A 15,032-nucleotide genomic window follows, 5' to 3' on the forward strand; every position below is an offset into this window, starting at 1 on the left:
CAGAACCAAATGGGCGCAATGATAGCGGACACTTGTACTGCGGACACCTGTGGGAGCGCTAGCGAGTGTGCTGCCACTGATCCTGGGTGATGCGGTACAGCATGTGCCGCTGCAATTCATGCCCGGGCAGGTTAGGGTGGTCGAAGTCGCCCTCTGGGTCGCGCAGCATGCCGATCGATTGCATCACTTTCTCCGACGACACATTGGCCACCGCCGTGAACGCCACCACCTCGTTCAGGCCCAAGCGGCCAAAAGCGCAATTCAAACAGGTCCAGGCCGCCTCGCTGGCGAAACCCAGGCCCCAATGCTCATAGGCCAGGCGCCAGCCAATCTCGGTAGCCGGGGCAAAAGGCGCATCGAAACCCACCTGGCCCAGTCCGGCGAAGCCGATGAACTGCCCGCTGTCCTTGCGCTCGAGCGCCCACAGGCCGTAGCCCAATTCGGCAAAATGGCCACGCACACGGCCGATCACGGCGGCGCTCTGCAGTCGTCCCAGGGTTTCGGGAAAATAACGCATGACCCGCGGATCGGCGCACATGTCCGCAAACGCCGGCAAATCGCTGTCTCGCCACTGACGCAAGATCAGTCGCGCACTTTCAAGTTGGAGGATCCCGCTCATTGCTGATTCCTTGTCGATACCCGCTCGCCCCGGCCTGATTCGGCGTGGCAAACACCGTCCCGCTCCTTTCGAACGCGAGGTGTCAGGGGAGTTTTCACGGCAAGACCAACGGCACTTACAGGCATGTCGAGCAGACCTTTCGACAGAAGGCGTTGCGCTCGGCCAAGCGCGCTATCGCCGGGTACTGCGCTCGTAGGCCGCCAGCACCGTACGCTCCGAACGCACCAGATAGGCCTCGAGCAACTGCGTGGCCTCCTGCGCACGTCCTTCTTCCAGGCACTGCAGAATGGAGCCGTTCATGTCCAGGTAGGGCATGTGCAGGAAGCGCGGATCGTCGAGCAGGCCGAAGGCCAGGCGCAACTCGGCCGAAATCTGCGCATAGAACGACTCCAGGCGCGGGCTGTCGGCCAATTCGACGACCGCCTTGTGGAACATCATGTTGGCGGTGCCCACCGCCTTCCAGTCCTTGGCCTCGCCAGCCTGCTTGCCCATGGCAACCGCTTCGCGCATGTGCACGGTGCCAGGGTGCAGTGGATAGCCCTGGGCAAGGGCCTGGCATTCAATGAAGCGGCGCACCCGGTAGATGTCGATGATCGACGCCATGTCCGGCACCGCCACGGTCACGCCGCGATTCGGCTCGTGCTTGAGCAGGCCTTCACGGGTCAGGCCCCTGAAGGCCTCGCGCAGGGTGTTGCGCGAGATCTGCAGGGTTTCCGCCAGGGCGGCCTCGGACAGGCGCTGGCCGGGGACCAGCTCACCTTCCACCAGCATCCGGCGAATCTCCTGGGTGATGGATTCGCCCAGCGAACGAGGCAGGGGAAGCGCAATGTCATTCATGTACGGTCCAGACGCGAAAAAGTCGCTTCGATGTTCACCCACCGCCTGATCACAGGCAAGGCGAATGCCACTGCCGTGCATCATTAAGTAACGGCGATAACCGCAAGCGTTACAAAATGGTGCACATTGTGGGTCAATACGAAAGGCATTGTTGAACAATGCAGAGCACGCACATCAACACTCTCGGCCAGATTATCAGGCTCTGGCATGCTCATTGCTCTGTCCCTGTCATCTCCCATCGCAGGAACGATGCCGTGACACAGACAGCCGCGACACAGACCGCCAAGGATTTCACCAAGGCGCGTCGCTCTTCCCTGATCGCCGCGATCTTCATGATGGCGACTTCGGCCATCGGCCCGGGCTTCATCACCCAGACCGCCACGTTCACGGCCAAGATGGGCGCCGCGTTCGCGTTCGGCATCCTGGCGTCGATCCTCATTGATTTCGTGGTCCAGTTGAACGTGTGGCGCATCGTCGCCCTGACCCGGATGCGCGCGGCCGATATCGCCAACAAGGCCATCCCCGGCAGCGGCTACGTATTGGCCGTACTGGTCATCTTCGGTGGCTTCGTGTTCAACGTCGGTAACATCGCCGGCGCCGGCCTGGGGCTGAATGCGTTGATGGGCCTGGACCCCAAATGGGGCGGCGCATTGAGTGCGCTGGTGGCCATCGGCATCTTCATGTCGCGCCGCGCCGGCGTGGCCGTGGATCGATTGATGGTGGTGCTGGGCCTGGTGATGATCGGCATGACCCTGTTCGTCGCGTTCGTTTCCAACCCGCCGCTGGGTCAGGCGCTGTACCAGACCATCCTGCCCGAAACCGTGGACTTCGCCATCATCACCACCATCGTCGGCGGCACCGTGGGCGGCTACATCACCTACGCCGGCGCGCACCGCCTGCTCGACCGCGGCACCACCGGGATCGAGAACCTGGACGCCGTGAACAAGGCGGCCCTGAGCGGCATCCTGGTCACAGGCATCATGCGCTACGTGCTCTTTCTGGCCATCCTCGGGGTGGTCGCCAGCGGCGTAATCATCGACATCTCCGGCCAGGGCGCCAACCCTGCGGCACAAGCCTTCGAAGCGGCTGCCGGACAGTTCGGCCTGCGCATCTTCGGTCTGATCCTGTGGACCGCCGGCATCACCAGCGTGATCGGCGCCGCCTATACCTCGATTTCCTTCATCACGGTGTTTGCACCCAACATCAGCGAGCAGGCGCGCAACCGCGCGACAACGGTGTTCATCGCCGTGTCGCTGCTGATCTTCGTGCTGCTGGGCACCGCGCCCGCCGCTCTGCTGCTGTTCGCCGGTGGTTTCAACGGGCTGATCTTGCCCATTGGCCTGAGCATTTTCACCTATGTCGGCTGGCGCCGGTCCGACCTGATGGGCGGCTACCATTACCCTCGCTGGCTGCTGGTGCTGGGCCTGCTGACGTGCCTGCTGACCTGGTACATGGCGATCAAGTCGGTCGGGCCGATCTTCGCCTTCCTCACGGTCGTCTAAACCAGACCAAGAACAAGGAGTCTCTTCAATGCCAAGCATAGATATCAACAGCGACCTGGGCGAAAGCTTCGGTGCCTGGAGCATGGGCGACGACGATGCCATGCTCGACATCGTCACCAGCGCCAACGTTGCCTGCGGCTTCCACGCAGGCGATCCGGCCGGCATCCTGCGCACTCTCAAGGCTGCCGCGGCCCGGCAGGTCAGCATTGGCGCCCATGTGTCCTACCCGGACAAGGTCGGCTTCGGCCGCCGCAACATGGATGTGGCCAGCGACGAGCTGACCGCCGACGTGATCTACCAGATCGGCGCCCTGCAGGGCCTGGCCCAGGCCGCGGGCACCCGGGTCAGCTACGTGAAGCCCCATGGCGCTTTGTACAACACCATCGCCCATGATCGCCGTCAGGCATTGGCCGTGATCGCTGCAATCCGCGCAGTCGATGCCAGCCTGGTACTGGTCGCCCTGGCCGGCTCGAGCCTGATCGAACTGGCACGTGAGCAAGGCCTGACATGCATTGCCGAGGCCTTCGCCGACCGCGCCTACACCCCCGAGGGCACCTTGGTTTCACGCCGCGAGCCGGGCGCGGTCCTGCACGATCCGCAACTCATCGCCCAGCGCATGCTGCGCCTGGTCGAGGACGGCACGCTGGAAGCGATCGACGGCAGCATCACGCGCATCCAGGCCGACTCGATCTGCGTGCACGGCGACAGCCCGGCCGCCGTGGCCATGGCCCGCGAGCTGCGCCGCGTGCTGGAGCAGGCGAACATGCACCTGCAGGCGTTTGCCGCAGCGCCCGTCAGCGATGTGCCGAACGGCGCGTCCCACCCCTAGGAGATTGCCGTGCGTTTTCTACCGGTCAACCTGGACACCCTGCTGGTCGAGCTGAACGACCTGGAACAGACCCTGGCCCTGTTCGACGCCTTGAGCGCCGAGCCGCTGGCGGGGGTGGAAGAGATCATCCCGGCCGCGCGGACGCTGCTGATCCAGTTCCGCCCCAGCGCCATTACCCGCCAGACGCTGGTCGACCACGTCGCCCGTCAGGACCTGGGCCAACGCCGGGCCGCCGAGCAGCGCCGGGTGGACATTCCCGTGCACTACAACGGCAAAGACCTCGACGAAGTCGCCGCGCTGCTGCAGATCAGCCGCGCCGAAGTGATCCGCCGCCATACCGCCGAGGATTACAGCGTGGCGTTCTGCGGTTTCGCGCCGGGCTTCGGCTACCTGACCGGCAGCGCCGGATTCCAGGTACCGCGCCGACAGACGCCGCGCACGCGCATACCGGCGGGCGCCGTAGCGCTGGCCGGCGAGTTCAGCGGCATCTATCCCAAGGCCAGCCCCGGTGGCTGGCAGATCATCGGCGTGACGCCCTTGCAGATGTGGGACCTGGAGCGCGCCGAACCGGCCCTGCTACGCCCCGGCTACAAGGTGCGCTTCATCGATGCCGGGCCGCTGCCTGTAGGTGGCTTGCCCGTGCCCAGCCAGCCCGTTGCGGCCCTGCCACCGAGCGGCGCGTACCTGCAGATTCTCAGCCCGGGCCTGCACAGCGTGCTGCAGGACACCGGTCGCATTGGCCAGACCGGCCAGGGCGTGTCCCGCTCCGGCGCGCTGGACCTGGGCGCCTTGCGGGCCGCCAACCGCGCGGTCGGCAACCCCTCGGACACGGCCTGCGTGGAAACCGTGCTCGGCGGGCTGAGCTTCGTCTGCCACGGCCACGCCGTGATCGCCCTCACCGGCGCACAAACGCCAGTCACCCTCACCAGCGCCAGTGCCCTGCAATGGCCTGTGGACAACTATCGACCCATCGAACTGGTACCGGGTGACACGGTCACCCTCGGCACGCCCAGCGCCGGGCTGCGCAGCTACCTGGCGATCCGCGGCGGCTTCGACGTGGCGCCGGTGCTCGGCAGCCTGTCGACCGACACCCTGGCCCAGGTCGGCCCACCCGCCCTGGCTGCGGGAGACCAACTGGGGTACACCCCGCCAACGGGCGGCACCAGCGTGTCGCTGAGCGAAGCCCCGGCGTTCGCCCTGCCCAAAACGGCCGACATCGTCACCCTGGATGTGCTGATGGGGCCGCGCAGCGACTGGTTCACCACCGACGCCATCGAGCGCTTGAGCAGCCAGCTCTGGCAGGTAACTGCGCAATCCAACCGCGTCGGCATCCGCCTGGCCGGTGAAACCCCGCTTACGCGCAGCAACCCGCAGGAGCTGCCCAGCGAAGGCACCGCCGTGGGCGCGATCCAGGTGCCGGCCAGCGGCCAGCCCGTATTGTTCCTGGCCGACCACCCGCTGACCGGCGGCTACCCGGTCATCGCCGTGGTCGCCAGCTACCACCTCGACCTGGCAGGGCAGATACCGGTCAATGCACGGATCCGCTTCAACCCGGTGGCCGCCTTCGAAGAGATCCAGCCCACCGCGCCAGCCCCTTCTTCCCCTGCCGATGTGGAAAGACTTCCATGAAAAAGCTCTTGATTGCCAACCGCGGCGAGATCGCTGTGCGCATCGCCCGTGCCTGCCGCGACCATGGCGTGCAATGCGTGGCGGTGTACGCCGATGCCGACATCGACGCGCTGCACGTGCGCCACGCCGATGAAGCCTACGGGCTCGATGGCCAGCGGCCCGCCGAGACCTACCTGAACATTGAGAAACTCCTGGACGTGGCCCGGCGCAGTGGCGCCGACGCCGTGCATCCGGGCTATGGCTTTCTCTCGGAGCGAGCCGATTTCGCCCGCGCGGTCATCGACGCGGGGCTGATCTGGGTCGGCCCCAATCCCGAGACCATCGACGTGCTCGGCGACAAGGTCGAGGCGCGCAAGATCGCCCAGGCCGTCGGCGCGCCCCTGGTTGCCGGTACGCCGGGCCCGGTGGCAAGCGCCGACGAGGTGCTGGCCTTCGCCGAACAGCACGGCCTGCCGATCGCCATCAAGGCCGCGTTCGGGGGTGGTGGGCGCGGCATGAAAGTCGCCTGGCGCCTGGACGAAGTGGCTGAGCTTTTCGCCTCGGCCGTGCGCGAAGCAGAGGCCGCCTTCGGCCGTGGTGAATGCTACGTGGAACAGTTTCTCGACCGGCCCCGGCACATCGAAGCGCAGATACTGGCCGACAAGCATGGCCAGGTCGTGGTCGTCGGTACGCGCGACTGCTCCCTGCAGCGCCGCAACCAGAAGCTGGTGGAAGAAGCGCCCGCGCCGTTCATCACTGAACAGCAGCGCGAGCGTATTCACCAATCGGCCCGCGACATATGCGCCAAGGCCGGTTATGTCGGCGCCGGCACGGTCGAATTCCTGCTCAGCCAGGACGGCACCCTGTCATTCCTGGAGGTCAACACGCGCCTGCAGGTCGAACACCCGGTCACCGAAGAGACCACCGGCGTGGACCTGGTGATCGAGCAACTGCGCATCGCCGACGGCTTGCCGCTGTCGTTCGATGAAACGCCGGCGCCGCGCGGTCACAGCTTCGAATTTCGCATCAATGCCGAGGATCCGGGCAAGGGCTTCTTGCCTACGCCCGGGCAGATCGACGAGTTCCTGCCGCCGTTCGGCCCAGGCGTGCGCCTGGACAGCGGCGTGACCAGCGGTTCGAGCGTGCCCAGCCACTTCGACTCAATGATGGCCAAACTGATCGTCACCGGCGCCACCCGCGAGCAGGCCATTGCCCGCGCCCGGCGCGCCCTGGCCGAGTTCCGCATCGAGGGGATCGCCTCGGTGCTGCCGTTCCACCGCGCCGTCATGGATCACCCGGACTTCACCGGCAGCGACGGTTTTGCCGTGCACACGCGCTGGATCGAAACCGACTTCGCCGAGGCCATCACCCTTGCGCCGCGGGCCGCACCCGTGGCCGACACGGACATTCTGCGCACCTTCGTCGAGATCGATGGCAAGCGCCACGCACTCGGCCTGCCAGCCGCACTGTTGCGTGGCATGAGCCTGGATGCGCCAGCCGCTGCCCCACCGCACGCAACGGCCGCTGCAGACGTCGATCCGCAGGCGTTGCTCACGCCGGTGGCGGGCAACCTGCACACCTGGGTGGTGGAAGACGGCGCGACGGTGTCCAGTGGTCAGGTGGTGGCAGTGGTCGAAGCGATGAAGATGGAAAGCTCGGTGCTGGCCCCATGTGCTGGCCGCGTACACATCAGCCAGCAGGCCGGTGACTACTTCGAGGCCGGCGCCGTGATCGGCCGTATCCAGATCGACGAGTGACCCAGGGCAGCAGGCGGCACCGGCTCTTGGCCCGGGTGCCGCCAACTGGAAAAAGCCCAGCCATACGCACTGCGCATCTGAAATAATGCCGGCCTTCGTCACGCGCAACACTCCATGGATTTTGCACAAGGCCTGCAACAATGCTTTCGATCGTCGCTTCACTCCTGCCCATCCTGCTGGCGCTGGCCGGTGGCTGGCTGCTGGCAATCTTCATCAGCCCTGCCCTGCGCCAGCGCCTGGTGAAGCTGATCACCCCGTTCATCTGGCTGCTGCTGTTTTCCATCGGCTACGAATTCGGCAACGTCTTGGGCGCCCTGAACTCGGCGCGCGAATCGGCGTTCACCGCGCTGGTCTTCGCCCTGCTCACTACCGCCGTGCCGTGGTTGTTGCTGTCGTGGGGCACCACCGCTGCCGTGGCTCGCCCGGCGTCGGCCCGCCAAGGGCTGGCGGCCATTGTCCCACCGCTCAAGGAGTGTCTGATCGCCCTGCTGGCGCTGGCACTGGGGGTCGGCATGTATCACCTGTGGGGCGCTGCCGACGGCTCGGGCTTCGCCTGGCCTTCCACCAGCTACTTCCTCTATGTACTGATCGTGCTGGTCGGGCTGGACCTCTACGGGGTCCGGCCCGACCCGTCGTGGTACTCGCTGCGCACGCTGAAGATTCCCGCCATGGTGGTGATCGGTTCACTGCTGGGCGGCCTGCTCGCCGCCTGGGCCACCGGCCAGCCGCTGGCCATTGCCATGGCACTGTCCAGCGGCTTCGGCTGGTTTACCTTGTCCGGCGTGCTGGTCGGCCACCATGCTGGTGAAGCCTTTGGCGCCATGGCGCTGCTGACCGATCTGTTCCGCGAGATCCTCGCCATCGGTTTGCTTTATGCCCTGGGTGCCCGACGCCCTTTGCAGTGCATCGCTGCGGGCGGTGCCACGTCGCTGGATTCGACCTTGCCGATCGTCAAGCAGAAGTGCCCGGCTGAATTGCTCCCAGTGGCCCTGGTCAGCGGTTTTCTGCTGACCTTGATCGGCCCTTTGCTGATGGTGTTTTTCCTCACCGTATGAGTTATGCACAGCGCAGTACCGGTGGATAAGTTACGCACAGTGGCTGTGCAACCGCCTGTGGATAATCTGCGCATAAGCCACTGACGACCCGCGCCGCCGGGGGCTTGCGCAATGTGATCATTTTTTGAGCAAAAACTGTGAGCGGGTTTTGCACAAGCGATGGCAGTTACCCACATTCGCTGTGCAACCACATGTGGATAACCTGCGCAAAACAGGCTGCAGGCCACGCGATGCGGGGCTTTCAGTGAGCCGATCAAATATTGATCAGTGCCCTCTGTGGATACAGGACCGGAACGAGCCGTGTAGAATTCTCGTTCTTTCCCCTGTCGATCCGTTTCCATGCCCTCTTCTTCCCCTCGCGTTGCCGTGATCGGCGGCGGCCCGGCAGGCCTGATGGCCGCCGAAGTGCTGAGCCTGGCCGGCGTGACCGTCGAGGTCTACGACGGCATGCCGTCGGTGGGCCGCAAATTCCTCCTGGCTGGCGTTGGTGGCATGAACATCACCCATTCCGAGCCCTACCCTGCCTTCGTGTCTCGCTATGCGGAACGTGCGCAGGACGTTCGGGAGTGGCTGGACCCCTTCGATGGGCCACGGCTGCGCGAATGGATTCACGGGCTGGGCATCCAGACCTTCGTCGGCACCTCCGGACGGGTATTCCCTACCGACATGAAAGCCGCACCGCTGCTGCGTGCCTGGCTCAAGCGTCTGCGCGAGGCTGGGGTGGTTATCCACACCCGGCATCGCTGGCTGGGATGGAACGCCGACGGCAGCTTGCGCATTGCCAATCCACAAGGCGAACTGGCCGTACGTGCAGATGCCACGGTGTTGGCATTGGGTGGCGCTAGCTGGGCGCGGCTGGGTTCCGACGGCGCCTGGGTGCCGTGGTTGCGTGATCGCGGTGTACCGATCAAGCGGCTGCAACCGTCCAACTGCGGCTTCGACGTGCCTGGCTGGAGCGCGCTGCTGCGGGAGAAGTTCGCCGGCGCACCGTTGAAGAACGTTGCCCTGGGGTTGGCAGGCGAGCCTGCGCGCAAAGGTGAGTTCGTGCTGACCCAGACAGGTGTCGAAGGCAGTCTGGTCTACGCGCTGTCAGCGCGGATTCGCGACGCTATCAACCAGGCGGGAATTGCCAACCTGCACCTCGACCTACTGCCGGATCACCCTGTGGATAAAGTCCGAAGTGTCTTGCACAAGCCACGCGGCACGAAGTCCATGGCGCGCCACCTGCAGGGGCAACTGGGTCTGGAAGGTGTGAAGGCCGGGCTTCTGCGGGAATTGTCCGACGCGCAGACCTTCACCGATCTCGATGCGCTGACCTTGGCAATCAAGGCCCTGCCGCTGACGCTGGTACGCGCGCGCCCACTGGACGAGGCCATCAGCACGGCGGGCGGTGTGGATCTGCAGGGGCTGGACAAGCGCCTGATGCTCGGCGCCGTGCCAGGCACGTTCTGTGCCGGCGAGATGCTGGACTGGGAGGCGCCTACCGGCGGCTATCTGCTGACAGCCTGTTTCGCCAGTGGGCGCCGGGCGGCGGATGGCGTGCTGGAGTGGCTGGCGCGGGGGTGATGTTTGCCTTTAGGGCCTCTTCGCGGGCAGAGGCCCGAGAGGCCCCCACACACCTCAAGGCTTGCGCTTGCGCGGCCCGGTATTGAACACCGGGACCTTGCGCACCGGCTTGACCACCGGCAGCGCATCCACCGGTGAATCGCCGCTGTCGACCCACTTGCCCAGGTTCTTCTTGCTGCCACTGACCTTGGGCTTCTTCGGTTTTTTCGGTTTCTTCACCACCTGGCCACTGGCATCGGTGTCCGGCACGCGGTGGTCGGGCACGAAGTCAGGCTCATCGACGCGCTTGAGCGTCTGTCGGGTGAGCGTTTCGATGGCCGACAGCAGCTGCACTTCGTCGGCACAGACCAGCGAAATCGCCTCGCCCGTGGCCCCGGCCCGGCCGGTGCGACCGATGCGGTGAATGTAGTCCTCAGCGACGATGGGCAGGTCGAAGTTGACCACCAACGGCAGGTCTTCGATGTCCAGGCCGCGCGCGGCGACATCGGTGGCCACCAGGATCTGCACCTCCGAGGCCTTGAAGCGATCCAGCGCACGCTGGCGCGTGGCCTGGGGCTTGTCGCCGTGGATGCCGTCGGCGTTGATGCCCAGCCCCTGCAGCTTCTCGACCAGCGCGTCGACGCCGTTGCGGGTCTTGGCGAACACCAGCACCTGCTTCCAGCGCTGTTTTTTCAGCAGATGGCAGAACAGTTCGGCCTTGCGTTTCTTGTCCACCGGCACGATCCACTGCTGCACCGAGCTGGCCGCCACGTTGCGCGGGCTGACTTCGATGCTCAGCGGGTCGTTGAGCATCTGTCCGGCAAGCAAGCGAATGGCATCGGAAAAGGTCGCCGACAACAGCAAGGTCTGACGCTTCTTCGGCAAGGCTGCATAGATGTCGCGCAGTTCCTCGGAAAAGCCCAGGTCGAGCATGCGGTCCGCTTCATCCAGCACCAGGGTCTGCAGCTGGGAAAACTTGACCGCGTTCTGCCGATACAGATCGAGCAGGCGCCCAGGCGTCGCCACCAGCAGGTCGACGCCCTTGCGCAGTTTCATCATCTGCGGATTGATGCTGACCCCGCCGTACACGGCATAAGTGCTCAACGGCAGGTGCTCGCCATACTCGACGATATTGGCGTGGACCTGCTCGGCCAGCTCGCGCGTGGGGCACAGCACCAGCGCGCGCACCGAATTGCTCGCCACCTTGGGCCCTTCCATGGCCAGCAACTGCAGCAATGGCAGGGCGAAACCGGCGGTCTTGCCGGTGCCGGTCTGGGCCGCGGCCATCAGGTCGCGGCCGGCCAGCACTGCGGGAATGGCTTGGGCCTGCACCGGAGTCGGCGTCTGGTAGCCAAGCGTTTCAAGGGCGCGCTGCAGGGGTTCGATCAGGCCAAGAGTGGCGAATGTCATGGGTCTACCGTCAGAAGATGTTTCGCAATGGCCGGCAGTTTACCCTGTCGGCAGCGCTTTCGCCTTGCGCCATTGCGGTACCCCGATCAACACCACCGCGCCGATGATCACCGCCATCGCCACGCATTCCTCCACGCCGATGTGCTCGCCGGCGAACAGAATGCCCAGCAGCACGGCCACTGCCGGGTTGACGTAGGCATAACTGGTGGCGGCCGCCGGGCGCACGTGCTTGAGCAGGTACATATAGGCACTGAAGGCCACGATCGAGCCGAAGAACACCAGGTAGGCCAGCGCGCCCCAGCCGGCGGCGGTCGGCCATTGCTGCAGGCGCTCGCCGGAAATCAGGCTGCCGAGCAGCAGCACCGCGCCGCCGATGAGCATTTCCGCCGCTGCTGCCATGGCGCCTTGGGGCAATGGCAGGCTGCGGCTCCATACCGAGCCGAAGGCCCAGGCGGCCGCCGCGAAAATCAGCAAGGCGGCGCCCAGCGGGCTGGCCTGCAGGTTGGAACCCAGGTTGAGCAGACCGATGCCGATCAGCCCGAGAACGATGCCGGCCCACTCCAGACGAGTATTGCGCTGGCCGCGAAACAGACCGAAGAACAAGGTGAACAGTGGCACGGTGGCCACGGCCAGCGCCGCTACCCCGGACGACACGCCCGCGTGTTCGGCGACCGTCACCCCGCCGTTGCCGCAACTGAGCAGCAGAATGCCCACACACCCGGCCGCGCGCCATTGCGGCCAGCTGGGGTTGGGCGCCCCGCGCAGACGCAGGAAGGTGTAGAGAAGGCTCCCGGCGATGAGAAAGCGCACCCCGGCCATCAGCAACGGTGGCCAGGACTCGACGCCGATGCGGATGAACAGGTAGGTCGAGCCCCAGACGAAGTACAGGGCCAGAAAAGCGCCGATGAGCAGCAGGGGAAAGCGGGACTTGGCAGGCATTTCAAAGGTCATCCATGGTGTGTTTTTATTATTTCCTGATGGGAGCGGCGCGGGCGGCGTTCCCATCTGCCCGCGAAGAGGCCCTCCAGCCCTACGCCAATCGATGCTTCTGCAATACCTCGCGCATCTTCGCCATCGGCACTTTCTGCAGCTTGCAGAACAACCCGTGGGACACCTCGGCCAGCCCGTGGCGCTCGCGCAGTTCCAGCGCCAGGTGCTGGGTCAGGTTGGCGGCCATCTCGGCGTCGGCCATAGCCCGGTGGGCCTGGCCGGTGTGCGGCAGTTTCGCCCACTGGGTCAAGGTGCCCAGCTTGTGATTCGGCGCGCCGGGGAATAGCCGCCTGGCCATCAGCATCGAGCAGGCAAAGCTCTGCACCCGCTCGCGACGCAGCAGGCTCAGCTCGTGGTCCCAGAACTTCTGGTCGAACGAGGCATTGTGCGCCAGCAACGGCGTGCTGCCGACGAACTCGGCGACTTCGGCCATGACCTCGGCGGCCGGTGGTGCCTTGCGCACCATGGCTGTGGTGATGCCGGTCAGGCTGGCGACGAAGCCGGGCACGGGCAGGCCGGCGTTCATCAGGCTCTGGTAGCGCCCGACGATTTCGCCGCGCTCGAGCATGACCACGGCAATTTCCGTAGCGCGGCAGCCCATGTTCGGCGAGATGCCAGTGGTTTCGAAGTCGATGACAGCAATGCGTTCCAAAGCGGTGAAACCTCAGTTCTTCAACAGCAACGCGCCTTCGATGGGCACGTAGCGGGTGGCGGCGCGGATCAGTGAGTTGGCGGTCAGGCCGGGCACCCCATAGGCGACGGCCTCGACGCCATGCTTGCCGATGATGCGATCGAGCAGCAGGTCGAAGTCGCCGTCGCCCGAGGCGAGCACGATTTCGTCGACATGATCGGCGGCGTCCATGATATCGATGGTGATGCCCACATCCCAGTCGCCCTTGGCCGAGCCATCGCTGCGCTGGATGTAGGGCTTGAGTTTGACCGTGAAGCCGAGGTTGCGCAGGATCTGCTGAAACTGCTGCTGCTTGCTGTCGCCCCGGTCGATGGCGTAGGCATAGGCTTCGACGATCTGCCCACGCTGGCCAATGTCGGCCCACAGCGCGGCGTAGTTGAAATGGCAGCCGTAGGCCTGGCGCACGGTGTAGTAAAGGTTCTGTACATCGGCGAACACCGCGATCTTCTTCACCGCACTTCCTCGTCGCGCTGGGCGCCTGAGCTTCTGGATAGCCAGTATGCCAGTGTTGGGGTGAGGATGGGGTGTCAGTGCCGGCCTCTTCGCGGGCAGAGGGCTCGCCGCCCGCGAAGAGGCCCTCAGCCTTTACACGAAATCATCATCCTCGGACATGAAGCCGCCGTCATCGCCGCTGTCATAACCGGCATCCGCCAAACCACCCTGTTCATTCCAGCTGTCATTGCTGACCTGCTGGGCATCGCCGCTTTCGTTCCAGCCACCGCCGTCGCTGGCCTGGGCGGGCTCTTCCTTGATCACCTCGACGATCTCTTGCGGGTTGTCATGGTGAAACAGACTGCTGATGCCCTGCGCCAGCATCACACCCCCGGCCACACCTGCGGCCGTCTGCAGGGCGCCGCGCATGAAACCGCCGCCTGCGGCCGGCGCCTGAGCACCTGGGGCGGCGTAGTTCTGCTGTGGCGGCGGCTGGTACGCCGGCGCCTGGCGAGCCGGCTCACGCCAGCCATTGCCCTGCGGCTGCACCGCCCGCGCAGGCTGTTGTGCTTCGCGATTGCCACCGCCGAAAATGCTCGACAGGAAACCACCACCGCCCTGCTGCGCCGGTGCTGCCGATTGGCTGCGCGCCTGTTGCAATTCGGTCTGCAGCTGCTGGTTCTGCTCGCTCAGGCGCTTGATCGCGGCCTCCTGGACCAGGATTGCCTGGGCCATGTAATAAGGCGCGGCCGGCTGGGCGGCGACGTGCCCCTTGATGCGCTCGTCGGCCTGCGCATCGCGCGCACTGCCTTCCTTTTCGGCCTGCTGAAGGCGGGTAAACAGACCGTCGATCAAGCTTTGTTCATCAGTGTTCATGGCGACCTCGCTCGATTGCCCACAAAATGGGTACAGCCGGCGCACAGTGCGTCGGTTCTGCTTCAATGATGGGGCTGGCGCCCCGCCTTTCAATGACCGGCCGTGATTAAACTTTGTTCACCCTCCCGCATTGCCGCCGTTCGCAGCCTGCGGGCCGGGTGTTGAAAAGCGTCACCATCGGCTAAAGTGTCGACCTGCTTTTTGACCTGTGACCCAGCCCCATGAACCCGCTGATCGTATTGCGCGACTCGTTCTATTTCTTCCGCATCAACCTGTGGGCGATCCTGCGCCTGTGCCTGCCGCTGGTGGTCTGCGAGGCCCTGGCGCGCGAACTGGTGGCACGCGCCAGTGGCCCCGATGCCACGGTCATGTACGACGTGGCGGTGGGCTTGCTGTTCTACCCGCTGTACACCGCCGCGCTGATCCTGTTTCTCGATGCCCGCACCGACGGCTACGAGCCGCAGGGCCGGCACCTGCTGGGCAAGGCCCTGCACCTGTGGCCGCGCTTCGCCCTGATGGCCGCCCTCAGTACCCTGCTGATCATGTTCGGCATGTGGCTGTTCGTGCTGCCGGGCCTGTACCTGATGATCAAGCTGTCGTTCTCGGAATACCTGCTGGTGCTGCGCAACATCACCCCCTTGCAGGCCATGCGCGAAAGCTTCGACATGACCAAGGGCAAGTTCTGGCCGATCCTGTTCACCCTGCTGGCGATCATGATCCCGCTGTGGCTGCTCGACGGCCTGAGCGCCATGGCCTGGACCGACACCCAGCCCACGCTGGTGCGGCTGCTGGTGGACAGCGTCAACAGCTTCCTGCAACTGCTGCCCAGCGTCGTGTTGTTTCGCCTGTTCATGTTGATGAGCAAGGCCGACTGACCACTG

At 65.2% G+C, this 15,032-nt stretch carries 14 protein-coding genes; 7 read left to right on the plus strand and 7 right to left on the minus strand.

The window, feature by feature from the left end; translation table 11 throughout:
* Positions 1–58 precede the first annotated feature (58 nt).
* Positions 59–619 carry a GNAT family N-acetyltransferase gene (locus IFT57_RS17295; RefSeq protein WP_192152152.1) on the minus strand — a complete coding sequence of 187 codons (561 nt, stop codon included), beginning with the start codon at positions 617–619 and terminating at the stop codon, positions 59–61.
* Positions 620–790: 171 nt separating this feature from the next.
* The gene (locus tag IFT57_RS17300; RefSeq protein WP_122715069.1) at positions 791–1,456 is read right to left on the minus strand and encodes a GntR family transcriptional regulator; all 666 of its coding nucleotides are present in this window, start codon (positions 1,454–1,456) and stop codon (positions 791–793) included.
* Positions 1,457–1,710: 254 nt separating this feature from the next.
* Between IFT57_RS17300 and IFT57_RS17305 the strand changes: the two genes are divergently transcribed.
* The 6 genes from IFT57_RS17305 to IFT57_RS17330 all read left to right on the plus strand — a co-directional run bounded on the left by IFT57_RS17305 (position 1,711) and on the right by IFT57_RS17330 (position 9,773).
* The gene (locus IFT57_RS17305; RefSeq protein WP_342030366.1) at positions 1,711–2,958 is read left to right on the plus strand and encodes an NRAMP family divalent metal transporter; all 1,248 of its coding nucleotides are present in this window, start codon (positions 1,711–1,713) and stop codon (positions 2,956–2,958) included.
* 28 nt (positions 2,959–2,986) lie between these two features.
* Positions 2,987–3,787 carry a LamB/YcsF family protein gene (locus tag IFT57_RS17310; RefSeq protein ID WP_192152153.1) on the plus strand — a complete coding sequence of 267 codons (801 nt, stop codon included), beginning with the start codon at positions 2,987–2,989 and terminating at the stop codon, positions 3,785–3,787.
* 9 nt (positions 3,788–3,796) lie between these two features.
* Complete coding sequence (locus IFT57_RS17315; protein ID WP_192152154.1) at positions 3,797–5,416, plus strand: 5-oxoprolinase/urea amidolyase family protein; 1,620 nt, start codon at positions 3,797–3,799, stop codon at positions 5,414–5,416.
* Positions 5,413–7,152 carry an acetyl/propionyl/methylcrotonyl-CoA carboxylase subunit alpha gene (locus IFT57_RS17320; protein WP_192152155.1) on the plus strand — a complete coding sequence of 580 codons (1,740 nt, stop codon included), beginning with the start codon at positions 5,413–5,415 and terminating at the stop codon, positions 7,150–7,152. Before IFT57_RS17315 ends, IFT57_RS17320 begins: the two co-directional genes overlap by 4 nt.
* A gap of 140 nt (positions 7,153–7,292) precedes the next feature.
* Positions 7,293–8,207 (plus strand): lysine exporter LysO family protein, encoded by a 915-nt coding sequence (locus IFT57_RS17325; RefSeq protein ID WP_192048686.1) that lies wholly within the window; start codon positions 7,293–7,295, stop codon positions 8,205–8,207.
* 339 nt (positions 8,208–8,546) lie between these two features.
* Positions 8,547–9,773 (plus strand): TIGR03862 family flavoprotein, encoded by a 1,227-nt coding sequence (locus IFT57_RS17330; protein WP_192152156.1) that lies wholly within the window; start codon positions 8,547–8,549, stop codon positions 9,771–9,773.
* A gap of 54 nt (positions 9,774–9,827) precedes the next feature.
* Here IFT57_RS17330 and IFT57_RS17335 read toward each other — a convergent pair whose 3' ends face one another.
* From IFT57_RS17335 to IFT57_RS17355, 5 genes are all read right to left on the minus strand, one after another.
* Complete coding sequence (locus IFT57_RS17335) at positions 9,828–11,162, minus strand: DEAD/DEAH box helicase (protein WP_192152157.1); 1,335 nt, start codon at positions 11,160–11,162, stop codon at positions 9,828–9,830.
* A gap of 39 nt (positions 11,163–11,201) precedes the next feature.
* Positions 11,202–12,101, minus strand: a complete 900-nt coding sequence (gene yedA / locus IFT57_RS17340) for a drug/metabolite exporter YedA (protein WP_192152158.1) — start codon at positions 12,099–12,101, stop codon at positions 11,202–11,204.
* A 91-nt stretch (positions 12,102–12,192) separates the two neighbouring features.
* Positions 12,193–12,804, minus strand: coding sequence for a 3'-5' exonuclease (locus IFT57_RS17345; RefSeq protein ID WP_192152159.1), 612 nt, complete (start codon positions 12,802–12,804; stop codon positions 12,193–12,195).
* Between the two features lie 12 nt (positions 12,805–12,816).
* Positions 12,817–13,296 carry a LabA-like NYN domain-containing protein gene (locus tag IFT57_RS17350; RefSeq protein WP_043192734.1) on the minus strand — a complete coding sequence of 160 codons (480 nt, stop codon included), beginning with the start codon at positions 13,294–13,296 and terminating at the stop codon, positions 12,817–12,819.
* 132 nt (positions 13,297–13,428) lie between these two features.
* The gene (locus IFT57_RS17355; protein ID WP_192152160.1) at positions 13,429–14,151 is read right to left on the minus strand and encodes a DUF2076 domain-containing protein; all 723 of its coding nucleotides are present in this window, start codon (positions 14,149–14,151) and stop codon (positions 13,429–13,431) included.
* A 221-nt stretch (positions 14,152–14,372) separates the two neighbouring features.
* Here IFT57_RS17355 and IFT57_RS17360 point away from each other — a divergent pair, with 221 nt between their 5' ends.
* The gene (locus tag IFT57_RS17360; protein ID WP_122715059.1) at positions 14,373–15,026 is read left to right on the plus strand and encodes a YciC family protein; all 654 of its coding nucleotides are present in this window, start codon (positions 14,373–14,375) and stop codon (positions 15,024–15,026) included.
* Positions 15,027–15,032: the final 6 nt, after the last annotated feature.

Origin of the sequence: Pseudomonas sp. CFBP 13719 (assembly GCF_014842095.1) — a bacterium.
In the GTDB taxonomy this organism is placed as follows: Bacteria; Pseudomonadota; Gammaproteobacteria; order Pseudomonadales; family Pseudomonadaceae; genus Aquipseudomonas.